The 25,894-nt window shown below is 60.4% G+C and carries 29 protein-coding genes and 1 tRNA gene; 11 read left to right on the top strand and 19 right to left on the bottom strand.

All coding sequences use genetic code 11. From position 1 onward, the window contains the following. Positions 1–21 precede the first annotated feature (21 nt). A complete protein-coding gene (locus GOB85_RS12830; RefSeq protein ID WP_173578998.1) occupies positions 22–237 on the top strand; it encodes a hypothetical protein in 216 nt (71 codons plus the stop codon). A 27-nt stretch (positions 238–264) separates the two neighbouring features. Next, positions 265–1,608, top strand: a complete 1,344-nt coding sequence (locus GOB85_RS12835) for a GntT/GntP/DsdX family permease (protein WP_173577889.1) — start codon at positions 265–267, stop codon at positions 1,606–1,608. A gap of 130 nt (positions 1,609–1,738) precedes the next feature. On the opposite strand, the gene GOB85_RS12840 is transcribed toward GOB85_RS12835, so the two are convergent. Further along, positions 1,739–3,274, bottom strand: coding sequence for a hypothetical protein (locus tag GOB85_RS12840; protein ID WP_173577890.1), 1,536 nt, complete (start codon positions 3,272–3,274; stop codon positions 1,739–1,741). Between the two features lie 217 nt (positions 3,275–3,491). Then, the gene (locus GOB85_RS12845) at positions 3,492–3,710 is read right to left on the bottom strand and encodes a hypothetical protein (RefSeq protein ID WP_173577891.1); all 219 of its coding nucleotides are present in this window, start codon (positions 3,708–3,710) and stop codon (positions 3,492–3,494) included. A gap of 94 nt (positions 3,711–3,804) precedes the next feature. Here GOB85_RS12845 and GOB85_RS12850 point away from each other — a divergent pair, with 94 nt between their 5' ends. Continuing rightward, on the top strand, positions 3,805–4,011 hold the full coding sequence (locus tag GOB85_RS12850) for a hypothetical protein (RefSeq protein WP_173577892.1): 207 nt from the start codon (positions 3,805–3,807) through the stop codon (positions 4,009–4,011). Positions 4,012–4,088: 77 nt separating this feature from the next. Here the strand turns inward: GOB85_RS12850 and GOB85_RS12855 are convergent, their stop codons facing one another. The 8 genes from GOB85_RS12855 to GOB85_RS12890 form a co-directional block, all read right to left on the bottom strand. After that, on the bottom strand, positions 4,089–4,382 hold the full coding sequence (locus GOB85_RS12855; RefSeq protein WP_173577893.1) for a putative quinol monooxygenase: 294 nt from the start codon (positions 4,380–4,382) through the stop codon (positions 4,089–4,091). Between the two features lie 14 nt (positions 4,383–4,396). Then, positions 4,397–5,359: a threo-3-hydroxy-L-aspartate ammonia-lyase gene (locus tag GOB85_RS12860; RefSeq protein ID WP_338421730.1), complete on the bottom strand. Its 963-nt coding sequence runs from the start codon at positions 5,357–5,359 to the stop codon at positions 4,397–4,399. Positions 5,360–5,371: 12 nt separating this feature from the next. Further along, the gene (locus tag GOB85_RS12865; RefSeq protein WP_173577894.1) at positions 5,372–5,518 is read right to left on the bottom strand and encodes a hypothetical protein; all 147 of its coding nucleotides are present in this window, start codon (positions 5,516–5,518) and stop codon (positions 5,372–5,374) included. A 336-nt stretch (positions 5,519–5,854) separates the two neighbouring features. Next, complete coding sequence (locus GOB85_RS12870) at positions 5,855–6,016, bottom strand: hypothetical protein (RefSeq protein WP_173577895.1); 162 nt, start codon at positions 6,014–6,016, stop codon at positions 5,855–5,857. Further along, entirely contained in the window at positions 6,009–6,257 is a 249-nt protein-coding gene (locus GOB85_RS12875) for a hypothetical protein (protein WP_173577896.1), read from the bottom strand. Before GOB85_RS12875 ends, GOB85_RS12870 begins: the two co-directional genes overlap by 8 nt. Next, on the bottom strand, positions 6,250–7,317 hold the full coding sequence (locus GOB85_RS12880) for a hypothetical protein (RefSeq protein WP_173577897.1): 1,068 nt from the start codon (positions 7,315–7,317) through the stop codon (positions 6,250–6,252). The genes GOB85_RS12875 and GOB85_RS12880 overlap by 8 nt, the downstream gene beginning before the upstream one ends. Positions 7,318–7,698: 381 nt before the next feature. Further along, complete coding sequence (locus GOB85_RS12885; protein ID WP_173577915.1) at positions 7,699–8,532, bottom strand: ABC transporter ATP-binding protein; 834 nt, start codon at positions 8,530–8,532, stop codon at positions 7,699–7,701. Further along, positions 8,532–9,317: an MlaE family ABC transporter permease gene (locus tag GOB85_RS12890; RefSeq protein ID WP_173577898.1), complete on the bottom strand. Its 786-nt coding sequence runs from the start codon at positions 9,315–9,317 to the stop codon at positions 8,532–8,534. The genes GOB85_RS12885 and GOB85_RS12890 overlap by 1 nt, the downstream gene beginning before the upstream one ends. 418 nt (positions 9,318–9,735) lie before the next feature. Here GOB85_RS12890 and GOB85_RS12895 point away from each other — a divergent pair, with 418 nt between their 5' ends. From GOB85_RS12895 to GOB85_RS12915, 5 genes are all read left to right on the top strand, one after another. Beyond that, positions 9,736–11,049, top strand: a complete 1,314-nt coding sequence (locus tag GOB85_RS12895) for a UDP-glucose dehydrogenase family protein (RefSeq protein ID WP_173577916.1) — start codon at positions 9,736–9,738, stop codon at positions 11,047–11,049. A gap of 700 nt (positions 11,050–11,749) precedes the next feature. Next, on the top strand, positions 11,750–12,013 hold the full coding sequence (locus GOB85_RS12900; protein ID WP_173577899.1) for a hypothetical protein: 264 nt from the start codon (positions 11,750–11,752) through the stop codon (positions 12,011–12,013). Between the two features lie 377 nt (positions 12,014–12,390). Then, positions 12,391–13,122, top strand: a complete 732-nt coding sequence (locus tag GOB85_RS12905) for a helix-turn-helix domain-containing protein (RefSeq protein ID WP_173577900.1) — start codon at positions 12,391–12,393, stop codon at positions 13,120–13,122. A 91-nt stretch (positions 13,123–13,213) separates the two neighbouring features. Then, positions 13,214–13,612 (top strand): GlcG/HbpS family heme-binding protein, encoded by a 399-nt coding sequence (locus tag GOB85_RS12910; protein WP_173577901.1) that lies wholly within the window; start codon positions 13,214–13,216, stop codon positions 13,610–13,612. Positions 13,613–13,636: 24 nt separating this feature from the next. After that, on the top strand, positions 13,637–14,911 hold the full coding sequence (locus GOB85_RS12915) for an MFS transporter (protein ID WP_173577902.1): 1,275 nt from the start codon (positions 13,637–13,639) through the stop codon (positions 14,909–14,911). A gap of 160 nt (positions 14,912–15,071) precedes the next feature. On the opposite strand, the gene GOB85_RS12920 is transcribed toward GOB85_RS12915, so the two are convergent. The 4 genes from GOB85_RS12920 to GOB85_RS12935 all read right to left on the bottom strand — a co-directional run bounded on the left by GOB85_RS12920 (position 15,072) and on the right by GOB85_RS12935 (position 19,549). Next, a complete protein-coding gene (locus tag GOB85_RS12920; RefSeq protein WP_173577903.1) occupies positions 15,072–17,732 on the bottom strand; it encodes an AAA family ATPase in 2,661 nt (886 codons plus the stop codon). Next, positions 17,729–18,838, bottom strand: a complete 1,110-nt coding sequence (locus GOB85_RS12925) for a metallophosphoesterase family protein (RefSeq protein WP_173577904.1) — start codon at positions 18,836–18,838, stop codon at positions 17,729–17,731. The genes GOB85_RS12920 and GOB85_RS12925 overlap by 4 nt, the downstream gene beginning before the upstream one ends. A 196-nt stretch (positions 18,839–19,034) precedes the next feature. Further along, entirely contained in the window at positions 19,035–19,205 is a 171-nt protein-coding gene (locus GOB85_RS12930; protein WP_173577905.1) for a hypothetical protein, read from the bottom strand. Between the two features lie 41 nt (positions 19,206–19,246). Continuing rightward, a complete protein-coding gene (locus GOB85_RS12935) occupies positions 19,247–19,549 on the bottom strand; it encodes a hypothetical protein (protein ID WP_173577906.1) in 303 nt (100 codons plus the stop codon). 699 nt (positions 19,550–20,248) lie between these two features. On the opposite strand from GOB85_RS12935, the gene GOB85_RS12940 reads away from it, so the two are divergent. Continuing rightward, positions 20,249–20,503, top strand: coding sequence for a hypothetical protein (locus tag GOB85_RS12940; RefSeq protein WP_173577907.1), 255 nt, complete (start codon positions 20,249–20,251; stop codon positions 20,501–20,503). A 194-nt stretch (positions 20,504–20,697) separates the two neighbouring features. On the opposite strand, the gene GOB85_RS19610 is transcribed toward GOB85_RS12940, so the two are convergent. Continuing rightward, the gene (locus tag GOB85_RS19610; protein ID WP_173577908.1) at positions 20,698–20,910 is read right to left on the bottom strand and encodes a hypothetical protein; all 213 of its coding nucleotides are present in this window, start codon (positions 20,908–20,910) and stop codon (positions 20,698–20,700) included. A 137-nt stretch (positions 20,911–21,047) separates the two neighbouring features. Further along, positions 21,048–21,212, bottom strand: coding sequence for a hypothetical protein (locus tag GOB85_RS12950; RefSeq protein WP_173577909.1), 165 nt, complete (start codon positions 21,210–21,212; stop codon positions 21,048–21,050). A gap of 329 nt (positions 21,213–21,541) precedes the next feature. Between GOB85_RS12950 and GOB85_RS12955 the strand changes: the two genes are divergently transcribed. After that, on the top strand, positions 21,542–21,799 hold the full coding sequence (locus GOB85_RS12955) for a hypothetical protein (protein ID WP_173577910.1): 258 nt from the start codon (positions 21,542–21,544) through the stop codon (positions 21,797–21,799). 189 nt (positions 21,800–21,988) lie between these two features. Here GOB85_RS12955 and GOB85_RS12960 read toward each other — a convergent pair whose 3' ends face one another. The 3 genes from GOB85_RS12960 to GOB85_RS12970 form a co-directional block, all read right to left on the bottom strand. Next, entirely contained in the window at positions 21,989–22,219 is a 231-nt protein-coding gene (locus tag GOB85_RS12960; protein WP_173577911.1) for a hypothetical protein, read from the bottom strand. A 329-nt stretch (positions 22,220–22,548) separates the two neighbouring features. After that, positions 22,549–22,623, bottom strand: a tRNA-Val gene (locus tag GOB85_RS12965). A 72-nt stretch (positions 22,624–22,695) separates the two neighbouring features. Continuing rightward, positions 22,696–24,627 (bottom strand): M61 family metallopeptidase, encoded by a 1,932-nt coding sequence (locus GOB85_RS12970; RefSeq protein WP_173577917.1) that lies wholly within the window; start codon positions 24,625–24,627, stop codon positions 22,696–22,698. 222 nt (positions 24,628–24,849) lie between these two features. Here GOB85_RS12970 and GOB85_RS12975 point away from each other — a divergent pair, with 222 nt between their 5' ends. Beyond that, positions 24,850–25,110, top strand: coding sequence for a hypothetical protein (locus tag GOB85_RS12975; RefSeq protein WP_173577871.1), 261 nt, complete (start codon positions 24,850–24,852; stop codon positions 25,108–25,110). The last annotated feature ends 784 nt before the right edge of the window (positions 25,111–25,894 follow it).

A 25,894-nucleotide genomic window follows, 5' to 3' on the forward strand; every position in this document is an offset into this window, starting at 1 on the left:
AGTCATCGCGAAGGAATTCAGGTGCGTCACAGCACTGACCATGGCCAGATCCGGCGCGCGACGACACCTGATCCTTCAGCACAGGCCGCACCGTGCCGGACGGTCGAAGGCTCCGGCATCTTTCAGCCCGGAACAGACAGGATTCGGACAGAGCCACACATGCCGGAGATGAACCGCTCACGCAACGATGAGAGCGCCGGGGGTGTGACGACGTCCCCACATCATGTCATGACTTAAAAAAACAAGACGGATGATAAAAACCGCATGACCCCTGTTCTCGCCGCCTGCCTCGCGGCCGGCGCCATAGGCGCCGTCGTGGTGCTGATCTCCCGCCTCCGGTTCAGTCCCTTCATCGCGCTGTTTCTGGTGTCGATCTGTCTCGGCCTCATCGCCGGTATGCCACCCGAAAAAACTGTTTCCGCTTTCGAGGCCGGGGTCGGTCACGTCCTCGGCCACGTCGCGCCCGTCATCGCGCTCGGCACCATGCTCGGCAAAATGCTCGCCGAATCCGGCGGCGCGGATGTCATCGCGCTGACAATCGGACGTCTCGCCGGCCGGGGCCGCGCCGACTGGGGCATGATGGCCGTCGGTCTGCTGATCGGCCTGCCCGTGTTCTTCGAGGTCGGATTTGTCCTTCTCATCCCGCTGGCCGTCGTCATGGCCCGGCAGGCCAATGTGAAACTGATCTCCATCGCCCTGCCAATGGCGACCGCCCTGTCCGTCACCCACGCCATGATCCCGCCGCACCCCGCAACCCTGCTGGCGGTGACCGCCTATCACGCCGATACCGGCCTCACGATTCTCTGGGGCATCCTCATCGGAACTCCCGTCGCCGCCCTCGCCGGGCCGGTCTATGCGCGCTGGATCAGCCCGCGCATCCATATCGAAAACCCGAATGGCATCGCCGCCCAGTTCGAACACAAAAGCAAAGTGCTAAACCCGCCCGGCTTCGTCATCACCGCCACAACGGTGTTCTCGCCCGTCCTCATGATGCTCATCGGCTCCGCCTCCGATTTCATCACCACAAAAGGATCGCTGCTCAACACCACGCTCCATTTCATCGGCAATACCGACATCGCCCTGCTGATCGCCACACTTCTGTCATTCCAGGTCTTCGGTACCGCACGTGGCTTCTCCCGCGCCACCATTCTCGACTTCGCGAATGAATGCGTCGCGCCCACAGCCATCGTTCTCCTCGTCGTCGGCGCCGGAGGCGGCTTCGGTCACGTCCTCATCGAAAGCGGCCTCTCCGGCGCCATTACCTCGCTGGCCCTCGGCGCTCACGTCCCGCTCATGATCCTCGCCTGGCTGCTCGCCGCCATCGTCCGCATCGCAACAGGGTCCGCCACCGTCGCCATGACCACCGCTTCCGGCATCATCGGCCCGATGGTGGCCAGTGCCCCGGCCGTCTCCCCGGAACTCCTCGTCATCGCAACCGGCGCCGGCTCCATCGCTTTCGGTCCCCTGAACGACGCCGGCTTCTGGCAGATCAAGGAATATCTCGGCATGAGCGTATCGCAGACCGTGAAAACATGGTCCGTGATCGAAACGCTGATTTCACTGCTCGGACTGGGTTTCGCCCTGCTCCTGTCCATGGTCGTTTCCTGAACCGCGAATTGCGACACAAAAGAACACACCGGACACGGGAGCAGGAACTGCGCCATATCCTGACAGCGTTGAAGCAACTGCCCGAAACATCCTGATCAGATCAGGATATGCCATCCGCACACACCGGGGTTCACCTGACCGGAAGATAAAGCCGCAGCTTCCCGTCCGGTGAAACCGGTCCCGGCCTGTCCCGGTCATAAACCGGCGCCAGTAATGCCTTCTGCCGCAGCAATTCGTTGTTCCGATGCCGGAAATGCGAACCATCAGAAGCGACCGGAATGACAAACCCCGCAAGATCCGGGCGGCCAAGCAACGCCACGAACGGGTCCCGGCTGCCGCCATTCGCGACATATTCACTATAGTTGAACACGTCGATCAGATTGTCCTTTCCGGCCCAGTAACAGATCGCCGCCATGCTGCACCCGACCTGCCCCGGCTGGCGCCGCACCTCATCGACGAAAACATCCCAGGCCCGGGCATCCCGCTTCAGATGCACCACCTGCGACACGGCGCGCGGCAACAGCACCCACGCCCCGATCAGAAACGGAACCAGTGCAATCCCAAGCAGCCCGGCCGGCCCGACACGCGAAGCAAAACGCGCAGGGCCGGTCACAGACAGGCCATGCTCACGTTGTCCCGCCGCTGAAATCGCAACACCGGTCAAAATCGACAGCACGATCAGCGGCTCAAACCAGGCGTTCAGCGCCACACCTTCGCCCGTCCGCTGAATCAGGGTCCAGAGAATGGAACAGGCCGCCGCCCGGGCCAGCAATCCTCCGTGCGGCACCGAAGGTCTGCGCCCGATCAGCGTCAGCGACACCAGACCCAGAGACAGAATCTCCGAAGTCCGTCTGGCGCCGCTCAACATTAGCGCGGGATTGATTACCCGGGAATGGTGCAGCACATCCGTCAGAAAAACCGGCCCGAAAATGACCACGCAAAGCCCGACAGCAAACGCGGCAAAAGCAGCCCCGCTGATCAGCCAGACCCCGAACGGCCGCCAGTCCCGCCGCCTCACGGCCATGACGGCGAGCTGAAATGTCACCGCCGCCGGCCATGACAGAACATTGTGCTTCACCATGCCAGCGGTGACCATCAGAGCCGCCGTGGCGATCAGGCGCGGCGCCCGAAGGTCAGGTCTGCCGTCCGCACCAGCCGGAGCCGAGACAAAAATCAGAACAGCCGACAGCATGATTGCAATGCCAAACCACTGCGGATCATCCATGGCCACGTAATCATGACTGAAAGCCGCGACATAGAGCAGCGGCAGCAGGACCGCCGCCGCAACGCCCCATCCGCCTGGCCCGCAGCGTCGCGAAACAGCCCCCGCAAGCCCGGCGGATGTCAGAAGCGAGACCAGCGCAATGATCCGGCCGGCAATGATCATATCACCAGTCAGCCAGCCCAGAACCCCCGTCACAAAAAAGGAGAGCGGCGGATAGTTGTTGGCGATCAGGCCGCCCGGCGCGGGATAAAGCGGGCCGCCGGAAAGTCCCAGCGCCCGTAAGGCCGCGTAGGCATTCCAGCCCTCATTATAGTCAAACGGAATCCGCGCCGACAGGCCCAGAACCGGTGCGGCAATAAGAGCCAGAACAGAGAGAGCGATGAAAACAATCGCCATCCTGAACGCCGTCCCAAATCCGGACGACTCTGTGCGCACAGGCATTTATCCCGTCATTCCCCGGTTCAGATTCCGAATGCCCTTATGAGCGACTGAGGCTGGACCGACAACAACAGGACAGCGGGAGGCAGGCCCGCATCCCGAAGTAAAAGACTGTTTCAGACATTCCCTGCCACCGGCCTGGCGCGCCTTTGCCTCGCAGCGTATGACCGCGCCCCTCGGGAAAGCCGTTTCACTCAGCAGAGAAACATCTGAAACAGCCTCACACGGTATCGCAGTGACAGCCAGCCTCTCCCGACCGTCTGCGGCCTCGCCCCGTGAGAGGATTGATCCGCACCGCCCTCTTCGTCCCGCTCACATCCGGCACGACATGACAGTCCATCCCTTCCGACCGCCGCGCCGCCGCAAAGACTTCGGCATGAGACAACTGGGCCGCCTGATAAAGAACACGCGCCCCAGGCATAACCTTGTGCTGTTTCATCCTTCGATCATGACACGGAAAAGGAGCGAACGAAAAAAATCACACCCCGACCTGTGCTCTCGCTTTTCGCGCCGGAGCCTCTTACACTCATGCAATGAGCGAAGAAGACTGGACGACTCAAAGCGCTGATGACGCCGAAGCCGACGCTGCGGCAGACCGCATCGAGCAGGCCGCCGGCATTCCCGAGCCACGTCAGACGGCCGGCAGTTTCACCACCTCTATCGTGATTCCCGTCATCATCGGCGGTATCGTCCTGCTGGGTGCCTTCTGGTGGGCCGCAGGGCAACTCGGCCTGTTCTGAGAAGTCCTCAGTTTCCTGATAAAATCAGATAATTCCTGATTGCGTCACACGCTGCCCGTCACAGTGAAAGACCGGCGTCAGGCCACCGGCTCCAGAAACACCACCGTCGAGCCGCCTCCTTCAACCAGCGTCTCAATCGCCGCGTTGAACGCCTTGCCATGCGCCATTCCGATGTGAGCCTCAAATGCCGCCTGATCCCGATACGTTTCCTCTACATGGAAAAACGCCGGATCGTCAGCCAGCCGATACACCACAAACCGTATATTGCCCGGTTCAGCCCGAACGTTTCCGGCCAGAGTCCGTAACAATGACGCCACGGTCTCCTCCTGTCCCGGCAGCGCCCGCATCGTGGCGTAAAGTGCCTTTTCCATGTCTGATCCTCTTCTTACACACGTCCATAAAGCGAAACGTCCACGTTTCCGCCGGACAGGATGATGCCAGCCCGCTTCCCGCGCACATCCACAACGCCCTCAAGCACCGCCGCAGCCGCCAGACACCCGGTCGGCTCGACAACAACCTTCATCCGCTCCGCGAGATCCCGCATCACCCGTAACAACTGAGCGTCCGTCACTGTCACGATCTTCGCGACACGATCACGCATCATCGCAAACGTCAGATCTCCGAGCGCCGTCGTCTGCGCCCCGTCCGCCAGAGTCTGTGGCACCGGAATAGTCACAATCCGCTCCGCCGCCAGCGATTGCTGTCCGTCATTCCCGGCCTCAGGCTCCACCCCGATCACCGTGCAGCCCGGCGAAAGCAGCGCCACCGCCAGAGCCGTTCCGCAAAGCAGACCGCCGCCACCCAAAGGCGCCAGCAAAATATCCAGCGGCCCCGTCTCCTCCAGCAACTCCAGCGCCGCCGTGCCCTGTCCCGCAATAATGTCCGGATGATTGAACGGCGGAATCAGCGTCAGCCCGCGCTCAGCCGCCAGCCGTGCCCCGATCTCCTGCCGATCCTCCGTGTAACGATCATAGGAGACAATCTCCGCTCCATATCCCGCCGTCGCCGCCCGCTTGATCGCAGGCGCATCCGCCGGCATCACAATCACAACCGGCACCCCGGCCAGTCGCCCCGCCAGAGCCATGGCCTGCGCATGATTGCCCGACGAAAACGCCACCACGCCTCGCCGGCGCTGCTCATCCGACAGACGCGCAATCGCATTCGCCGCCCCGCGGAACTTGAACGCGCCGCTCCGCTGAAATGTCTCGGCCTTGAAAAACAGTTCCGCCCCGAGCCGCTGGTCAAACATCCGGGACGTCAGAACCGGCGTCCGATGCGCCAGCCCCGCCAGCCGGACCGAAGCCGACCGAACATCCTCCGGCTCAGGCAGGAAAGAGGACAAACTCACGGGGCAGGGTCCTTATTTGACGGCCTTCAGGCCATCCTTATAGCCAAGAGCCTCAAGTTGCTGCTCTTTTGTCAGGTGTTTATCAGGTCCGCTGCTTCCGAACCAGGAACAGGCGGAAAGCAGAGAACAGCCGAGAACAAGAAGAAAAGCCCGCTTCATTCAGAAGTATTTCCCATTTTTGATCCATATCGACCATGCCCTAAAACGGAAAGAAATGCGAGGCTGGTACGGCTCTGCCCAGGACCCCGGCAAAGGTCGCAGACCTTTGGAAAGGCTCTGTTGCCGTTACGAGTTGATCTGTGATTTTTCAAAGAGTTAGAAAAAGACCGGGCTCTGCCCGACCCCGGAAGGGGTCGCGGCCCCCTTCACCCCGATCTGTTTATAATAAAATGGCTTCCAAAGGTCGCAGACCTTTGGTGGGTTTCCAGGGCAAAGCCCTGAAAAAATGCCAGCACTTAATGACAACAGAGCGTTTGGAAACCATTTTATTATTAATCAACCGGGGTGCAGAGGCCAGCGGTCCCCGCCGGGTTTGGTTTCGGATGCTCCCAACTCCGCCTTCGCCGCCTCGCGAATAAGCTTACCCAAAGCGCCTACGACATAATGGATTTTCGCTCCCACACCCTCGGCCGGATGGATCCACGGAGGTTCAGTCATCCCCGCATCGGCGTCCCGGCGATGTGTCAGTCGCTCTGGCTGTCCTGGCAGCTTCGCAATTGGTGCCATTCTTAATAGCGCCAGGCGTAAGATAGAGCGCGCGATAGGCTGCGCTGACATGCGGGTGTGCGGCTTTCCACGCTCCGGCAAGATCAACCAGACCGCAGAAAAGACCGAGCGCTATCAACCCCGCCATACGCCTACGCGAGGTTTTTGTTCCGGGCCTCACGGCGTCAGGCAAGAAAACGTTTTCCATGCATCCAGCCATTCATAAGAAAAGCATCTGTAACCAGACAAAGCACGACCAGGCACGGTCGCCAGCGCGGCGGGGTTTTGCAGGCAAGCAGCGTCAGCAGCATATTCGCGAACGGGTTGGCCAGAACGATGCGATGGATGGACATCATACTGGTGCTGCTGGCCAGCAAGAAAGTGACCAGCAGGACAACGCTTTCCATGCGCCACCGAATTCTGAAACTCCAGATAATAAGCGCGATTTCCGCCAGAGCAGCGATGCTCATCGGAATTGTCCGGGAGTGTTTGAACCCGTGCCAGATCCACACAACCGGCAGGCGCAGACGATGCCCCCAGGCCGCTTGCACATGCGCAAAAGCCAGCCCATCGCCAAGCAGCCGGTCCAGAAAGAAAATAAACAGAGAGAGCCCGGTCGCTCCCGCAAGAATGATCACAACGCCCTCGATCAGCCGATCCCGCCGATCAGACCGGCACGCGGCGGAAGGGAGCGCCAGAACATGGAACGCCGCGGCAATTAAAACACAGAAAAGACCGGTAGGACGGGTCAGACACAATGCACAGGCCAGAAGCGCGGCAAGCAATGTTCGTCTTTTTGACATCGCCATCACGCAGCCCAGCAGCAGCACGCCGTACAGACATTCCGTATAGGGGAGCCGATACCACAGCGTGGTCGGCAGCAGCATGAGCATCAGAACGCAAAATGTCCGGTCTTTGTCAGCAACGGGCGTGCGGTCCCGCATGTAGAGGACCGCCAGCAGAACGAGCACGGGAAAAAGTACCCCGTTGAGCGCGAACCCGGCCGCGTGAGCCCCTGATCCGGTCAGGCCCGCCACGGCACGGATCAGCAACGGATAGAGCGGAAAAAATGCCCAGGATCCCTGAGCGAAATCGTTCGGAGTCAGGCGTGGCGTGCTGCTATATCCCTGCACCGCGATTTGTTCATACCACGCGCAGTCCCAGTGACACAGAGCGTTCGCCGGCCCGCCCGAAGACCACGCCATAAGAAACAAAGCCAGCAGCAACACCAGGTGCAGGGGAATAATCCACATCGCACCGCTCTGTTTTACATCTGCGCGTTCACCTCCTGCCCGGCTGAAAACACTGTTTGTCACAAACCGCCTCTCGTCTCTCACTCTGGAGGACCCGGCCCGGCCAGCTGAAGAGCCTGTATTCCCAGCAGGTGGATTAGTTAACTTTCATCCATAGCTCAAGGAGTGTCAGGTGTGAAAACACATTGATGAGCGGGTTTCAGCGGACACAGGTCGGATTTTCCTGTGTCAGAAGTGACCACAATTCCGGTGAATAAGACATAATTTGACATTAACAGTATGACTGACCGGCCGGGAAAACTACACAGGCTCCCTGGACCATCGCAGAACGCACATCGCGTTAAAGTCAGCCCGCCTGTTCCGTCATCCCGGCACCGAAACCTACCGCCGCAACTCCATCGTAATCGGCCCTTCACGGCGCCCATGGGTGAACTGATCCACCAGCGGATTCCCGCTGTTCATCAGCGAAGACGCCGGTCCCTGCCAGACCAGCTTCCCCTGATACAGCATCGCCGCCTCATCGCCGATCCGCTGCGCCGAAGCCATGTCATGCGTGATCGCAATCGCCGTCGATCCCAGCCGCTTCACGCAGTCGACGATCAGCCCGTCAATCACAGCCCCCATGATCGGATCGAGCCCGGTCGTCGGCTCGTCGAAAAACAGAATGTCCGGCCTGTCCGCAATCGCCCGCGCCAGCCCGACACGCTTCTGCATCCCCCCCGAAAGCTCGGAAGGCGACAGATCCCCCACAGAAGCATCCAGCCCGACCTGCGCCAGAATCTCACCCGCCCGGACCCGGGCCTGCGCCCGCGTCAGCCTCGGATGCGCGTCGGAATGCCGCCGTGCCTCAGGCGCCAGCAGCCCGAACGCCACATTCTCCCAGACCGTCAGACTGTCGAACAGCGCACCGTTCTGAAACAGCATGCCAATCTCGCCAAGAATCACTTCCCGCTCCCGACGCGACGCGGACAGCACATTCTTCCCGTCAATCTCGATCGTCCCCGCATCCGGCGTAATCAGCCCGAGAATACAGCGCAGCAGCACCGATTTTCCCGTCCCCGAGCCGCCAATGATGACAAAGGAAGTCCCCGCCGGAACATCCAGATCAACCCCGTTGAGAACATGCTTGTTCCCGAATGATTTATACAGGCCGCGAATACGGATCTTCGGCACAGCAGAAGCAGGGACAGGGGAGGGTGGGGGCGTTTGTTCCATCATTGCGCGAAAAACAGATCCGTCAGGAGATAATCAAAGGCCAGAACAAGGATCGAGGCCGACACCACAGCCGAAGTCGTCGCGCTCCCCACCCCTTCGGCACCGCCCCGGCTGTTATAGCCCTGGTAACAGCCCATCAGAGCGATCAGAAAACCAAACACCGCCGCCTTCACCAGACCAACCGTGATGTCGCTCGTCTTCACCGCATTCAGCGTCGCCGTAATATACGCCGTCGGCGAGAAGCCGAGCTTCGCCGTCGCAACCGTAAAACCTCCCGCCACACCGAGAATGTCCGCGACCACCACCAGCAACGGCAGCGCGATAACACCCGCCAGCAGCCTGGGCGTGACCAGATACTTCATCGGACTGGTCCGCAGCGTCGTCAGCGCGTCAATCTGGTCCGTCACCCGCATGGTGCCGATCTCCGCCGCCATCGCGGCACCTACGCGCCCCGCCACCATCAGCCCCGCCAGAACCGGACCCAGCTCGCGGGTCACCGACAGCACCACGATGCTCGCGATCGCACTCTGCGCATGATACTGCGCAAACCCGGTATAAGACTGCAACGCAATCACGCCGCCCGAGAACAGCGCCGTCAGCGCCACAACCGGCAGCGACAGAAACCCGGTGTCCAGCAATGCCACCCCGAAAACCCGCCAGTAAAACGGAGGCCGCACAGCATGCGACAGCCCCTCCAGCGCAAACAGCGCAATAGCCCCGGCGGAACGGATCAGAGCAAAGGCAGCGCGGCCGATGGCAGCGATAAAATCAAGAACAGCGTTCATCCGGCGCGATCAGCCCTCCTGCGGCCGGAACCCCGGACCCGCGCATATCGTCAACACATCAGGGCGCAGAAGCCTGCGGTCCCTGGCCGGGCCGGAACAGACACCAGCCACAGTCATGCCGTAACCCGAGACCTGCCCCGCGTCAAAGTCGCCGCCAGCCCCCTGAAACACGATCGGTTTTCAAAAACTTACAGTCAGCCTCGTTTCGTAATGACAGGATAGTCGTGAATGCTTGACCGGGCTCGCATGGACAGGTTCAAGTCCCCTCCGTCCGGATCGCGTGTCAGTCCGAAGGAGCGGCGGACAACAGAACCGCGCACCCGAACTCCGCAGCTGCCCGTCGTTGCGGCAACCGGGTCCGACACCGATTTACAGGAAGGCCGCCAGGGGCCAGGAGGAATTATACGTGCGTATTGCGATGATCGGCGGCGGCTATGTTGGCCTCGTCTCCGCGGCGTGTTTCGCTGAATTCGGGCTTGATGTCTCCGTTGTGGAAAACAGCCCGGCCCGGCTGGCCGCCCTGCGCGAGGGCCGGATCCCCATCTACGAACCTGGTCTCGACCGGCTCGTTGAATCGAACATGCAGGCGGGGCGCCTCTCCTTCGGTGATGACATCGCCGCCGCCGTTCAGGGCGCGGAAGCCGTGTTCATCGCCGTCGGCACACCGCCCCGCAACGGCGACGGCGCCGCCGACATGCAATACGTCCACGCCGCCGCTAAACAGATCGCCAACGCCCTGACCGGCTACACCGTGATCGTCACCAAATCGACCGTGCCCGCCGGCACCAGCCGCCGCATCGCACAGCTCGTCCGCGAAGCCCGCCCCGATGCCGATTTCGACGTTGCCTCCAACCCTGAATTCCTGCGCGAAGGCAATGCCATTGGCGATTTCATGCGGCCAGACCGCGTCATCGTCGGCCTCGACCGCACAGCCCCTGACAGCGGTGCCCGCGCCGAAGAGGTGATGCGCCGCGTCTATCGCCCGCTCTCCCTCATCGAGGCCCCGGTCCTGTTCACCACGCTGGAAACAGCCGAACTGACCAAATACGCCTCCAACTCCTTCCTCGCGGTGAAAATCTCCTTCATCAACGAGATGGCCAGCCTCTGCGAGAAACTCGGCGCGGACGTGCATGACCTCGCCAGAGGCATGGGCCTCGACGGTCGCATCGGTCGTAAGTTCCTGCATCCAGGCCCGGGCTATGGCGGCTCCTGCTTCCCGAAAGATACGCTCGCCCTGTCACGCATCGGCCAGGAAGCCGGCAGCCCCTGCCGCCTCGTCGAAACCACCGTGCAGGTCAATGATGCCCGCAAGATCGGCATGGCCGGCCGCATCATCGCCGCCTGCGGCGGTTCGGTACACGGCAAAACAATCGCCGTGCTCGGCCTGACCTTCAAACCCGAAACCGACGACATGCGCGAGGCCCCGTCGATCCCCATCCTGCACCGCCTCGCCGAAGCCGGAGCCATCCTCCGCGCCTATGATCCGGTCGGCATGGAACCCGCAAAACCCGCCCTGCCACCCTCAGTGATCTACTGCCAGGATGCGCTCGACGCCGCGGAAGATGCCGATGCCCTGGTCGTCCTCACCGAATGGACCATGTTCCGCTCGCTTGCTCCCAGGGCCCTTGCCGAAACCATGAAAGGCCGGGTCATCGTTGACCTCCGCAACATCTTCGACCCGGTCGCCATGCGCGCCGAAGGACTGGACTACCAGTCGCTCGGCCGCCCGTAAGCAGCAGATAGAGTTGCGGGAGTAAGACAGATTCGCGTTGAGCCTGACACACAGAAGGAGAGCCTCCGGGCTCCCGCAAACCTTTGAATTCCGGTTTCTTGCTTAACAAATCGGGGTGAAGGGGTCTGCGACCCCTTCCGGGTCCGGGCAGAGCCCGGGTTTTCTTCAGGGCAGTCAGTTTTCATACGGGTTGGTATAAAAAACCAGCGGATCTGGCCTTTGCCCTGTGTGAAACTGGCAGGACTCTGCCCCGGAACCCGGCACAGGCCCGGTTAGTGTTGTATGTCGATCTGTGATTTTTCAACGGGTTAGCAGAAGACCGGGCTCCGTCCGAACCCGGAAGGGGTCGCAGACCCCTTCACCCCGATCTGTTTTGATAAACAGGCCGGTTTCCAAAGGTCTGCGGCCTTTGATGGTCATCACCGGAAAAACCCTGAGAGGTGCCGGCACCCAGCGACAACAGAGCCTTTTACGATCAACAAACCGGGACGCAGGAGCCTCCGGTCCGGGCCAGGGCCCGGAGCTCCCATCCTCAGCTCACTCTCCGCGACCTCCGCGTCTCTTTAAAAACCAGATAACTTTTTCTATGTTATAAGCAGCAATGTTATAAGGACGGCAGGCCGTAAAAACGCCCGGCAGACTGCCCCGCAGAGTTGCTGCAGAAATTACCGGCTACTATCAGGTCAACAGGAGAAAGCAGATGGAATGGCACGCTCTCGTCTCTCTGCTGACATTCCTCTTCCTGTCCTTTGTCCTGCCTCTCATCATCGCCATGGTCATCGTGTTCCGTGATCTCGTCGATGATGGACATGCCGAGCGCGACATGCGTTTCCGACGGGTCATTCTGCGCCAGCACATGCCGGCCATGGCCGAACCTTTCCTCGCTAAGGAAGAAACGTCCTGTCAGAAAACGGGATGCAAACAGCGACGGCCCACGCCGCAACGGCAACGCGAATACCAGTAAAACCGCCTTCCGTTTCTCCGCCGCCAGAGCACAAAACAACAGGAAACTGTTCCGTGCCGCTCCGCCAGCAGCACGCAGTCAGCATCATAACAGCGTATCCGGAGATCCGGCCAGTTTGCGGAATTCTTTTTCCAGAAGTATGAAGATAAACACACTTAAATTACTGACGGAACGCCACAGAAATCCGATCAGGACGTCATGCACCCGGAAGGGGTCGCGGACCCCTTCACCCCGATCTGTTATCAATAAGCCGGTTTCCAAAGGTCGGCGACCTTTGGCGTCCTCCGGGGCAAAGCCCTGAGAAGGTGCCGGCACGTAATGCTAACAGAGCCTTCCGGAAGCCCGTGCGGCAGGGTGGAGCAGGAGGAGAGGGCCGCGTGGGAAGAACACCGAAGCTGATTCAGTCCATCGAGCGCGCGACGGCCATCCTGGAGATCATCGCGCAGGAAGGCGGTGGCGCGCGGCTTCAGCAGATCGCCGCCATTGCAGGACTCGGGAAAACCACGGCGCACAATATCCTGCAGACACTCGATCATCTGGGCTATGTGCAGCGCCGTCCGGGCGACATGCGCTATCATCTCAGTGGCCGCATTCTCAATCTGGCTCGTATCGTCGGTGACGATGCCTCTTTGCGAGATCGCATGCGCCCGACGCTGGAAGCCATCGCCCACGAAAGCGGCGCGACCGTCTATCTTGGTGTGCCGAGCGGAGACGAAGCCGCCTATCTCGATATTCTCGATCCACACGCCCCCGATATCGCCGCCGCACGGATGCATCGTCGCGAGACGCTCGAAGGATCCGCCGTCGGGCTTGTGTTCCTGGCCTTCGTCCCCGGCCTGGCCAGGCGCGTCATGAGCACACGGGCCAACGCGCTTGATGGTGATATTCCGGGCGAGATCGAAACGGTCCGGATCAGAGGGTATGCGCTCGATCTGGCAGCCTATCGTCCAGGCGAGAACGGTGTCGCCGTGCCGTGGCGCGAGAATGGCGAGGTGCGTGCCAGCATCGCCCTGACCGGGCCATCGTCGAAGCTCCCCCGGCATCGTCTGGTCCGGCTCGCCTGGATGATGATGAGGCATGTAGAGCGCGCGACGGTTCAACGATGTTGAACAAATCGGGATTTCGCGAGCCGGCACATTACGCGGCGTCCGGGCCGAAGCTAGATTGCCTGTCCGGATACCAGAAACCCGAAAGCAGATTATGAAACTGTCTCAGGCGACCACTATGCTCGATGTTGCTCTTGCCGAGGCGCAAAAGCGCGGCGTCAGTGTCTGCATCTCCATTCTGGATGCCGCAGCGTGGCCCGTGGCCTTCATCCGGATGGATGGCGCGCCGCTCGGTGTCATTGACGTCGCCGGAAAAAAGGCCCGGACAGCCATCCTGTTCCAGATGGACAGCGAGGTTTTCGCAAAAATCGGTTGCCCCGGAGGTGACGCCTATACGCTTGAGAACACCAATGGCGGCCTGACGAGCTTTGGCGGCGGGATAGTTCTCAGGACCGCTGACAGCACGGTGCTGGGTTCGATAGGCGTATCGGGCGCGAGCACCGAAGACGACATCGCGATCGCACAGGCCGCCGCAAAAACACTCACCGCCTGATCTTCTTCCGTTCCGGACTTCCACATGACAAAAACAGTTCCGCCCGCGCGCGGCACTTCGCCGATCGTGCCACCACACGGCGTGAAAGCCGCTTTTTTCATTCTCACTTTCGGCACATTTGTGGTCGGAACGGGCGAATTCGCGATTATGGGGATGCTGCCGCAATTCGCGGCATCCCTCGGTCTTTCGACGGCGGCTGCCGGGTATGCCATTACCGCCTATGCGCTGGGCGTCGTAATCGGCGCCCCGCTCATCACGATCCTCGGCGCGCGCCTGTCACGCCGTGAGCTTTTGCTCATCCTGTTTCTGCTGTTCGGCTTCGCCAATATCCTGAGTGTCGCCATGCAGACACCCGGCACGGTGGAAATCGCCCGCTTCATCACCGGGCTGCCGCACGGGGCGCTGATCGGCATCTCGGCGTTAGTGGGGGCGTCGATGGTCGAACGCTCCAGGCGAGGATGGGCTGTGGGACGGATACTTTCCGGCATCGCGATTTCAACCCTTGTCGGAGCACCGTTCTCGACGTTTGCTGCGGATCATTTCGGATGGCGCGTCGCCTATCTCATCATCGCCGCTCTCGGCTTCCTGACGTTCCTCGGAGTCTGGCGTTATATCCCGGCGGATCATCCCAACCGCAGGAATTCGCCGTTGCGCGAGGTCAGGGCGCTGATGAACACGCAGATCCTGCTAACATTGCTGACAGCGGCCATCGGTTTTGGCGGCATGTTCGCAATCTATACCTATCTCACGAGCGTCCTTCAGAATGTCACGCATGTTCCGGAATGGCGGATCATGATCTACATGATCATGTCCGGCATGGGCATGCTGATCGGCGCCAATGCGGGCGCATGGCTCGTCGATCGCAATCTCAATCTCGCAGCGATCATTGCGCTGGCAGGCAGCGCCCTGGTGATGCTCGTTTTCCCGTTCGTTCTGCATAACGAAGTCGCTCTCATGATCGATGTGCTGCTTGTGCCGGGCTTCGTGAACGCACTTGGACCATCGCTTCAGACCCGGCTCATGGATTTCGCAGGCGACGCCCAGACACTCGCGGCTTCACTCAACCACTCGGCTTTCAATATCGCCAATGCGCTCGGAGCCTCGCTGGGCAGCGCCCTGCTGGCCAGACAGTTCGGCTATGGCTCGCTCGGGATTGGCGGCGCTCTCCTGTCGGTCGGCGGATTGCTGGTCTATCTCGTAGCACTTGCGCTGCTGAAGCGGAGCGGGTCGGTGGAAACGCGCGGGGCAATCGACCAGGACATGGATTCCGGTAGTCATCTCCAGCACCCGCTCTCCTGAAACTCAGGAACTTCCGGAAGTGCAGACCCTTGCCGGCAGAAGCCTTCGATCCTCAAAAACACCAACCATGACACTACACCCTGGCCATGCATGGAAATTTTCATGCATGGCAAAGGGCACCGGATGGATCACATCCTGATCGAACGTCTGTGGCGTTCCGTCAGTATTGAGTGTGTTTATCTTCATGCTTTTGGGACCACTCAAAACACACCCGGTTCCCCGGCACATGCCTGAACGCGCGATCACGACAGGTCAGCAAAATGACCTGCATCCGTTTCGCGGCGTCGCAGATAACGTCAATCAGTAATTCGAGCCGGACGTCATCGGAATAAACCAGCGGATCATCCAGAATCAGAGACACCGGCAGCCCCTGCTCAAGAAGAATGTCGGCAAAAGCAATCCGGGTCAGCACGGCCAGCTGCTCCTGAGTGCCTTTTGACAGGCTCGTACATTCCTCGTTCAGCCCGCCACGGATGACACCCTCAAGCCCGAGATCCTCACTGAACGTCAGATCACAGCCCGGCATAAGGCGATCCACATAGCTCTTCACACGCCGGGCCACCGGACCAGCAAAACGGGCGGAAGTCTCCGCGCGCGCCTCATCGAGAGTGTTGCGCAACAGCCTGATGGTCTCAGCCTCGTCCGTCACACGCCGGAATGCCTCACGCGCCGCATCCGCCGCCTCGCGCGCAGCCGCGTCACGCTCAGCCAGCCCCTTGCCGCCTTCGCTCTCAATCGTGCCCCGCAAATGGGCAATCTGCGTCTCAAGCTTTCTGCACGTCTCGCCAGCCAGCCGCATACGGTCGTCAATACCCGTCATCCTGCGCGCGATGGCCACCGGATCGTGCGCGGTCGCGTTGCGCATGGCTTCTTCCAGCTTCACCGCAGCTTCAGCCGCACGCTTCCGGGCCTCCGTCAGACTGACATCCAGATCAGCAAACTCGGGAAGGTTTTCAATTTCAGCCCTCTGCGCTTCGGCATGCGACAGATCACTTTCCGCACCCGCCTCAGCCGCCGCAAGCGGGATGTTGTCTGTCTCCAGCCGCCGCTGTGCTTCCATCGCGCTGTTATAAGCACCATCCGCAGGTCCAAAAACGTTTTCAGCCTCCTCCAGAGTTCTGCTCAGGGCGGCAATGTCAGGGGGCGCGACCTCTTCCTGCGGGTCATCCTCCGCAAGCTCCCTCACAAAAAGCCTGAGCGCCTGCGAACCGGCCGCCAGCCCGATCGCATCATCGGCCGGGGTCACAGCGTCGATCCGTGCCGCCAGCGTGCGACGCTCCGCCGCCGCCTCACGGGCCGCCTCGTTCCGCAGCCGCGCTTCAGCCAGACTGGCGACACCGAATGTCTCAAGAGCCAGATCACGCTTCCGCTGCGCATCCGCAAGCTCCAGTTCCGCACTGGCCACACTGGCCGGAGGCCGCACCAGAAATTCAGCCCCGCCGACCCGGATGGTCACATCCTGCGTGACACTGTGCTCCCCGGCCGCCATCGGCAGGCCATCGACCGTCACCCCGGACACATCGCCGGAAAGCACGATCACCGCAGTCCCGACACTCATCCGCGCCCGCGCTTCGGCAACCTTGCGCTCATGCTTTTCCAGCGACGCCATATGCTCCGGAGCGATCAGCGATCCACTGACTGCTCCGGCATCCCGATACTGAGTCTCCAGCCGGCCAAGTTCAGCATAGCGCAGCCGTGCCGCGGCAACCGCAGCCCGGCGGCGCAACAACTGTTGCAGCTTCTGCCCGTCATCCAGCGCCACACGCGCGTCCCGCTGTGCAACACGCGCCCGCTCCAGAGCCTCCCGGGTCTGCCTGACCTTTTCCTGCGCACGACCAGGATCAGCAGCAACAACAGCACGTCTCTCCCGTGCCTTCGCAAGCGCGCGTCCCGCCGCATCCCGAGCCTCAAGCGCCCTCCTGTGCCGACCCTGAAGATCCTCCAGCGCTTTCGCCACACCGTTCGCCGCCTCTTTCTCCGCGCGCCGCGTCGTGAGAATCTGTGCCGCGCTCCGGGCCACCTCAAGCTCTGCTTCCAGAGCTTTGCGAGCCTGAATATCGGCCTCATCCGCAATCTCGCGCTCCGCCAGCTTCAGCCGGGTGCGTGCATCCTCAAGGTCGCGAAAATTTCCTTCAAGCGCAGCCAGTCGCTTTCCTGCTTCTTCAGCTTCACCCTCCGCCACCTCGACCGCTTTCTGCGCCTCGGTCAGCCTGCCGCGCCGCTGACCCGTCTGCGTCCAGTAAACGCCATACTGTTCCTCAATCCGGTCGCGCACACGCCTGTAGCCAGGCCCACCCATAATGGCGCCAACCTCAGCCTCCAGGATCGACCGCACCGTGTCACGAACGATCTGCCCTGGCGCCGTCACCGACAATGCCTCGGCCTGGCCGACCCAGAGCAGACCAAGCGCTCCCTGGTTCGACAGATCACCCTTCGAACTGGTGTCCTTTACCGATCCCAGAAGATCATGCAGCCGCTTTTCAGCATCCTCGCCCTGCGCCCGCCCGTCCGGTCCGCTGACCTCGACCGACATGCTTTTCAGAAAACGCTTGGTGACACTCCACGAAGCCCCATCGACTTCAAAATCAACAAGGATCTGCGGAGCGACCAGATCACCATGAGGCGCATAGGACCGCGTAAGCTGATTTTTCGTGCCATGGCGAACAAAAAAAGCAGCCCGAAGCGCTTCGAGGAGCGTCGATTTCCCGGTCTCGTTCGGCTCGATAATGATGTTCAGACCGCCAGTCAGCCCGTCAATGCTGACCGGTTCACGGAATTTCCGAAAACCCGTCGCCGTCATCCGGCAGATACGAAGACTCATATCTGTTCCTCACGGCTATACTCAATGAGCAGACGCTCCAGCGCGCGCCTGGCGATCAGCGCGTCCGGGCCACCCGCCCTGATCAGCGCACTCAGCTTCTCCGCCGCAATCCCGGGCGTTCCTTCGGCAGCAAGAGCAGCAAGGTCATCGTCATCCGGCCGGCCGACAAGATCATCAGCGCGCAGATCCAGAAAACGCAGCCTGTGGCAAAGATCGTGTTCCGCCTTACCAAGAATGGCAACCCGATCCGTAAGATCCGTTATTCCCGCCAGCAGGAGTTGCAGCAACGTGTTCGGCGCGTCGATGTCACCGAGCAGCGCCGCACAGTCAGCATCAAAAGCCGCGACATCATTCACCGTCCAGTCCCGCATCAGCCACTGAAAACGCCCCGTCCGGATCGGCGTCACCAGCGGCCCGGCCCCCTCCGCAACATCGACAAGCAGAACAGATCCCGGATCATCACGCTGAAAACGGTCGGCCTCGGGCGTCCCCGCATACCACGTGCGGTCATCAACCCTGAGCACGCCATGCCAGTCGCCCAGTGCCAGATAATCAAGCCCTGAGCGCCGCGCACGATCGGCGGCAATCTGGTTGTTTGTCTCGCCCCGTGAACCAAAATCGCGGATCGATCCATGCGCAAGACCAATCCGAAGCCGGGCGCCAGGCGTCTCCATGCTGTCGAACTGATGCGTGGGATCGTCGAGATGATGACGATACGTCAACGGCGCGGGAAGCAGCCAGACACCCTCTTCCATTTCCACCGGCTCAGGTTCGGTCAGAACGACAATCCGGCTTCCGGCTCGGGCGCGAACGCGGTCCCAGAGCCCGCCATTGCGCGCGAAATCATGATTCCCCGGCAACAGCCACCAGCGACACGCATGACGTTCCATCCGGGAGAGAGCCTGCACAATCGTGCGATCCTCCGGCCCTTCCGTATCAAAAACGTCCCCGGCAACCACGACATGCGCGGCGCCATGCTCCGCGGCAGCCCGGCCCATGGCATCGATGGCATCAAACCGCGCTTCAGAAAGAGCCGCCCGTATGTCCGGATCAAAGCGGCCAAACGGCTTGCCAAGTTGCCAGTCCGCACTGTGGATAAACTTCATGGGCTCTTTTGACGCCACCATTCACAATTCACGCAAAATGATTCTCTCACGCGAACCATGCTCTGGCAACAAACAGACCAGCCCCGGACCCGTCACAACTCAACCCATCACAACTCAACCCATCACAAAAAAGAAACGACGGTACCCGAAGGCACCGCCGTCCACAGTCCGGTTACGAGTGCAGTGACCCGTCGTCTCAGTTGCCCGTCGCCCGATCAATCGAACGCCCGGCCTTCTCAACCGGTCCCTGCGGCGGATCAATCGTGTCCCGAACCTTTTCGCCAAAAGTCCGCTTGTGGGGCTCGCAGGCCGTCAGTCCAAGACAACACACCGAAACAGCCAGCACCGCCGCAATAGTCAGACGCATGAAAAATCCTTCCGTGATGCTCTCAGGATGAGCCTTCCCTGTCAGCGTCCCGGCAGGACAATAGTTTCACGCGATGAAGAACTCTTTCCCGGTGCGACATGCCTGAAGCCACGCGTGTTCGGTGCCCCGCGTTCCGGTGCTGATGGAAACGGCCCCGGAATGACATGCCGGGGCCGGGTCAGAAGCCGATACGTCGCAAGCCACCGCTCAGCCTCCTCGATCTGCCCGGCCCCATGGGCCGCTTCCAGTCGTCGCGCTGCAACATGTGCGGCATCGGTTCCGTGTTCAAGTATCAATGCGCAGATAATCTTTGTTTCAGTTTCAGTTTCAACTGAACCTGCCATTATGTTCCTCCTGAATGAATAAAAATGATCATCTTTGTCTTTGGTTAATCGAACGTTACTGATAATGCGGTTGTGATGAAATTATAGTCGCCGCAGTGGACACGTATTATACCAGAGGATCTGGCCTTTGACCTGTGTGCGACTGGCTGGTGCAGGACTGGCAGGGCTTTGCCCCGGAACCCACCAAAGGTCGCAGACCTTTGGAAACGCTCTGTTGTCGTTACGTGTTGATCTGTGATTTTTCAAAGGGTTAGCAGAATCCGGGCTCTGCCCGAACCCGGCAGGGACCGCAGGCCCCTGCACCCCGATTGATTAATAATAAAATGGTTTCCAAAGGTCTGTGACCTTTGGTGGGTTCCAGGGCAAAGCCCTGGGAAGGAGCCAACACTTAACGCTAACAGCGCTTTTTGAACCCATTTTATTGAACAGATCGGGGCGCAGGGGGCCTGCGGTCCCTGCCGGGTCCGGGCAGAGCCCGGATACTCTCATCGACAGGTCAGTCTTCACAACCTGTAGTATTATACTCACCAGAGTTAAGGCTGACACACGGGAGGGAAGTCCCGCCATCCATCCTCCCACCTGCCCCCTGGTCCGTCTCAACGGAATGAAACCGATTCGTCGTCACAAGCCCGGCACAGGTAAAAAGTCCCGGCTATCGCCAGCCGGGATCATAATGCAGTCAGCGGGGACCGCCCGGACGTGGCGGGGGCGGTGGAGGAAGTCTCCGGCGCCGCCTTCTGCGCCGGCGACGCGGAGGAGGAGGTGGCGGGGGATAATACGCTGCTGCCGGCTGTGCCTGTGCCGGCAATGCGCCAACCACAGCAACCGCGGCTATCAGCAACGCAAGACTGCGGCGTGTCATGTTCCTGTCTGTCATTGGCTCACCTCATTCTGCTGAGCCAGAATGAAACGGCCACGGTGTGCATTGGTTCAGATGCCATTGATGCGGCCTGACGCAAGAGGCCGGAATACGCCTTCAGAGGTGGATTCCCCGATCGCGACAGGGCAGAGGGGGGCGATCCCGGCACAATGTCAGACGCGCCGGAATGCGCGCTCATCCCTCTTTTTTCACGATGCCGCCCGGTTGCAATAACCGGGCTCAGCCAGAGCCCGGTCAGCCTCACACAGATAAAACCCGGACGCGCCGATTAGTATCCGCCGCGCTGTCCCCCTCCGTTTCCGCCTCCCTGTGGCCCTCCGCCCTGCATGCCCCCGCCACCATTCTGATTGCCACCGCCGCCAGGACCACCACGCTGACCATGGCCCCAGCCCCTGCCGCCGCGATGGCCGCCACCCGGAGGAGGGCCGAAACAGGCCGCGAGTGATACGGCGACAAGTGCCAGTGTCAGGATCTTCTTCATAACGTTTCCTTCTCGCTGTTCGCCACCGTTACGGGAGAAACACGGCCCTGAAAGGTCAGCGGTGTTACAGAAGGTAAGCCACCTTCGCCAGGTAATTCCCGGAATAAAAAAGTCAGGATTGTGCAGATACGGAAACGTCAGAAGCGACGCGGAGCCTGTCCCGAGATCGACTGATCATTGGGTCGGTGCCCGTCCAGCCCGCCCCGCTTTCCCGCGGCAAGAAATATCATCGCCCCGATAATCACCAGCATAACGCCGAACACGAACGACCTGATCAGTCTCCTGCGCTGGTGGGGTGACATCGGATACCTCTCGCGGCTCAATCTCTAAGCGTCAGGAACAGCTCAGAGTTCCACACAAAGCCCCCCACCAAAGCGAGACAGGGCGTTTCGCTGTTCACAGCGCCACCGGCCATCGCCGACCTGTAACCTGGTGAAAAGTCACAGCAGACTCAGAAGGTGATTATGATCCGGACAGACAAGGTCCGGTCCGGATGACACAAAAGCTCCATCACAGGTGACGACGGGAAAATAACCCGACACTGTTACCATACAGGCTATACGACAAAGAAATCGCAGTGATCATCCGGGTCCGGATGCCAGGATGGAAACAACAGTAAGCAGGACGCACCATGGCCCTCGAAGAGCGAATCATCTTCCAGCCCTACACATGGAAGAAAGGCGGTCGCCGACCCGTTCTTGAACCCGGAACCCCGATCGCCTGTCGTGATGCTGAAGAAGGTCTGCGTCGGCTTGAAAAGGTTCGGTCGGGGCAAATCAGCGTGGATGGCGCACAGGTCGTCAGGATCGCAGTTGACGACGAAGCCGGAGATTACGACGAGCCTGAGTATCTGGGAAGCGTGGGGGATGTGCCAGACACAGAGAGGTAGAAAAATCCCGGCCTGGTGGCCGGGTCAGATCCCGAACGTCGGCGGACCACCTGTCGGGCCCCTCGCAGCCGCGTAACTCGTCTCAGCCTTCATCACCCTTAACTGACGATACGCACAGGTCTGCCGCGCGGCATATGGCCCGGCCGGCGCGTGGCTGAGGTATTCCGCCGGCATCGCTTCAGGTGCAGCCTACAGCGACTGCCGATTCTGCCTCGGTGATCGAATCCTTCCGATCTGGCGAGTGAGTTCACGTATCGTGCCCGCCAGAGCCGAGATGATAACCGAAAGTATTCGTATCTTTCGGGCATTATCCTTTGGGTTGCCCTCTTTCAGTTTTCCGGTGAGTTCTGCGACCTGCGTTTCGAGTAACTCTATTCGCCGGATTAACTCATCGTGTTTTTTGTCAGTGATGTCCGCCATGATGCCGCCTCCTGCGCCGCAAATGGTGAACTCTTTGCATCGCGCGATGTGCCTGTCTGGCTAAAAATCCGGCTTACTTCAATATCCGGAGCTTCTGCGAAGAAGGAATAAGGCTTCGTCTGCTGCCTGGACCGGACGCAGCTTGCGGTCCGCTGGTCCGGGCATGTGTGAAGAGGTGAGGCGCCCGCCGCCTGTTCCCGATTCGACCGGCACGGATATGGCCCGGATTTGTATGCGTCGCGACGTGCCAACCCATACCGTTTTGCACCGATATGAACGGTAACGAAATTACGGAACACTGATAAAATGCCAGAAATCCAGGAAAACCGTGGTGGGTGCGACAGGGATTGAACCTGTGACCCCCGCCGTGTGAAGGCGATGCTCTACCGCTGAGCTACGCACCCCGGTCCCGGTGGACCTGCTCATACCCAACGGCACCGGCATAAGCAAGCCACGGCGAGCCTTTTTCTCACCCCTTACTTCAGTGGCGTCAGAATCTGCCCCAGCACATCCGGCGCACCCGCCACCCGCTCCAGATGCGGATAGCGCAGCCCCAGATGATAAGAGATCGTCACCGTCCGGAACCGGTCCCGCGCCTGCACCAGCAGCGTAATCGGGTCTTTGTCCGGAGCCTTCGTCGCCGTGATCAGATCCGACAGATCATCCGCGTCAAACGCCACGCCATTCACCGCCACAATCGTCTCATCCGCCGCAAGCCCCGCCTGCCATGCCGGGCTGCCCCACTCCACATTTGTCAGCACGCCCTTGCCATCCACCGTGAAGCCAAGTGAAAAATCGAAATTACGCGCCTTCTTCAGCGCTTCCACAGCCTTCAGATAAGGCGAGGCCGTCTCCGTATAAACCAGCTTATACCCGCCCCGCGTCAGACCATCGAGCGGCGCCCGCAGGCGCGGACGATCCAGCCGCGTCCGCAAAAACGATGCCCAGTCATAAGGAACAACCCCGTTCAGCGCCGCCACCACATCGTCAAACGTATAGGTCCGCGTCACATAGCTCCCCGGATCAACCCCGAAAAACGCTTTCGCGAAATCGTTCAGTGACTTCTGCCCACCCGTCTTTTCACGAATCAGCGTGTCCGCGTCCAGCCACACAAGCTGCCCCTCGGAGTAATAATCCTCACTCCGCTGCCAGCTCCGCCAGGACAGCGGCGCCCGCTGCGAAATAATCGGATCATTCGTCGTGTCTTCCAGCGGCCGCCAGGTCCGCCCGGCCCGCCGGTCATAAACCGCCGCCACCATCGCAATCGCATCCAGCGTCTGCGCCGGCGTCATCAGGCCTGCCCGCGCCGCCAGAACATAGCCCCAGTACTGCGTCTGCCCCTCATAAACCCAGAGCATCGACCCGCGCTGCGGCGTGTTGAAATCCGGCGCCCACAAATCAGCGGGACGCCGGAACTTGCCATTCCAGCTATGGGTATATTCATGCGCCAGAAGATCCTTCACCGGGAACGTCTTATCCCATTTCGTGAAATATCCCGGCGGCCCGCTGTTCTCGCTCGACCGGTGATGCTCCAGCCCGATCCCGCCAAGCTCGTTCGTCAGCGCCAGCAGAAAATCATAGTGGTCATAATGATGCGTCCCGAACAGCAGCCCGGCCTGCACCACCAGCGCACGGTGCAGATCAGTCTGCGCCGCCGTCGCCGCCAGCCATTCCGGCCGGTCCGCGATAACATTCAGCGCAACCGGCGTCTCACCCGGTTTGCTCAGCTCAATCCGCCGGAAATACTGCCCGGAGAAAACAGGTGAATCCACCAGCGTATTGAACGGCACCGTCCCGAACGTCACCGTGTCGCCCACCGCCGGCCCCGAAGCCCGCAGCGCCGTCCCATACTGCCATCCATGCGGCAATGTCAGCTTTACACTGTAAGGAATGTCGCGCGTGAAATAACCCGCCGGATACAGCGCAACCATATTCCACTGCACATTCACCATCTCAGGCGTCATCACCACACGCCCCATCTTCGGCGTGATCGGCGTCAGAACCTGAAACGAAACGTCCACATCCTTCGCGCCCGCCGGCACCGCAATGTGAAACGCATTCACATTCACCGTATCCCGCACCCAGGGAACCGTCTTTCCGCCAGATTTCACTCCGATGCCGCCAACCTCGGCAATCGGACCGCCAGGCGAATGATGGCCCGGCAGCCATGACGGATACAGCAGAACCACATCGCCACCTTTCTCCGTCACCGAAGCGGGCAGGGGAACCCGCTCGGACACCGAGAGAACATGCCGGTCCAGATCCGTCGCCGTCACGGCAAGCTCAACCGTGCCCGGATAAGCAACATCCTTCGCCACCGGAATCACCGGCGGCAGCGCAACCGGCTGCGGCCCGTCCGAGGCCCGCGCACCCGAACCACACAGCGCCGAAACACACAACGCAGACATCGCAACAGAACCTGAAAGCCCCAATAATCTCTTACGCACAGACTGCCCCTGAAACGGAATGGAAGCGGAAAACACCATGCAACCACGCCCCTCAGTTGCACGCAATCCACCCTCCGTCAGTGACTTCCGCCCCACATGCCCGTAAGACAACGCCCACAGGCAAACGCCCATCAGGCAAACGCCCATCAGGCAATCGCAGACCCAGCCAGCAGAGGACCACCCATGACCAACGGGACAAGCCGGAACAACGCCCTGCTGGAAAAAATCAGGCAGGCCAATGGCGGACGCAGCCTGTTCGCGAGCGCCATCTGCTTCTGTGGCGCCATGGCGATGCTCGGCTTCGCAAACATGCTCTGCCGCTTCGGCCTGAATATCGACCTGACCTACCTCCTGCCCTGGATGATCGGCGGCACCGTTCTCTGGCTCTTCGTGCCCCCGCTCATCCTCTGGCTCTGGACAGGAACCCCGTCCGGAAAGCGTTAAATCAGACCAGACGCATCGTTATCGCGGAAAACAGCCCCCGATCGCCTCCGCAACCCGCCCCGACGCAAACCCGTCCGTCAATATGGCCCGGACAGCCGAAAACCTGCTTGCCTTTCCTCTGTTCATGGTACAGTCGTTAACAATAATAAAATGTAACATAAGAAAAGGCCGTAGCGATGACGTCAGCATCGGACAGCTATCTCTGATATTCCCGCATGCTGGCATAAAATCGAAGTCTTCATCCCGGTCGCCCACAAACTCGCGGCGGAAACAAAAGCAGAAGATTTCAAGGCCCTTAAAAAAGGCGATTATACCGTTTGCAAATAAGACGGCCCGGGACGCCAGATCGACAACAGGCCGAAGGTTCGGCCTGCAGCTCCGGGAGGGGGCATCCTGCAAGGAGTGGTGTTGGACGCCATGCGCACGTTCCTGTCATTCAGGCAGGACAGTCCATTTCCCGGAAGCGGACATTGAAGTGCATTTGCCGAATGGCTGGGTTGGGGGGGGAAGCAGAATGTCGGCTATCGAGAAGTGTGACAATCAAATTGGATATTACTCTCAAGTGCAGTCGCGAGAACTTACCGCCATCTCGAGAGCTGCTCATGAGATCAATGCCCATTGAGACGAGCATCACGACCTACGATAACATCAAAATGAGGCGCTTATAACTATTTAGAGCATAATCCGATCAGTCTGGTTCATATCCGGCGGCGGTGAAGCACGCTGCGGCCTGGCGATGAGAGATATCGTCAATTGCTCCACAGACGGTATCTTGAAGAGCGTC

Source organism: Acetobacter fallax, assembly GCF_011516735.1.
GTDB lineage: Bacteria > Pseudomonadota > Alphaproteobacteria > Acetobacterales > Acetobacteraceae > Acetobacter > Acetobacter fallax.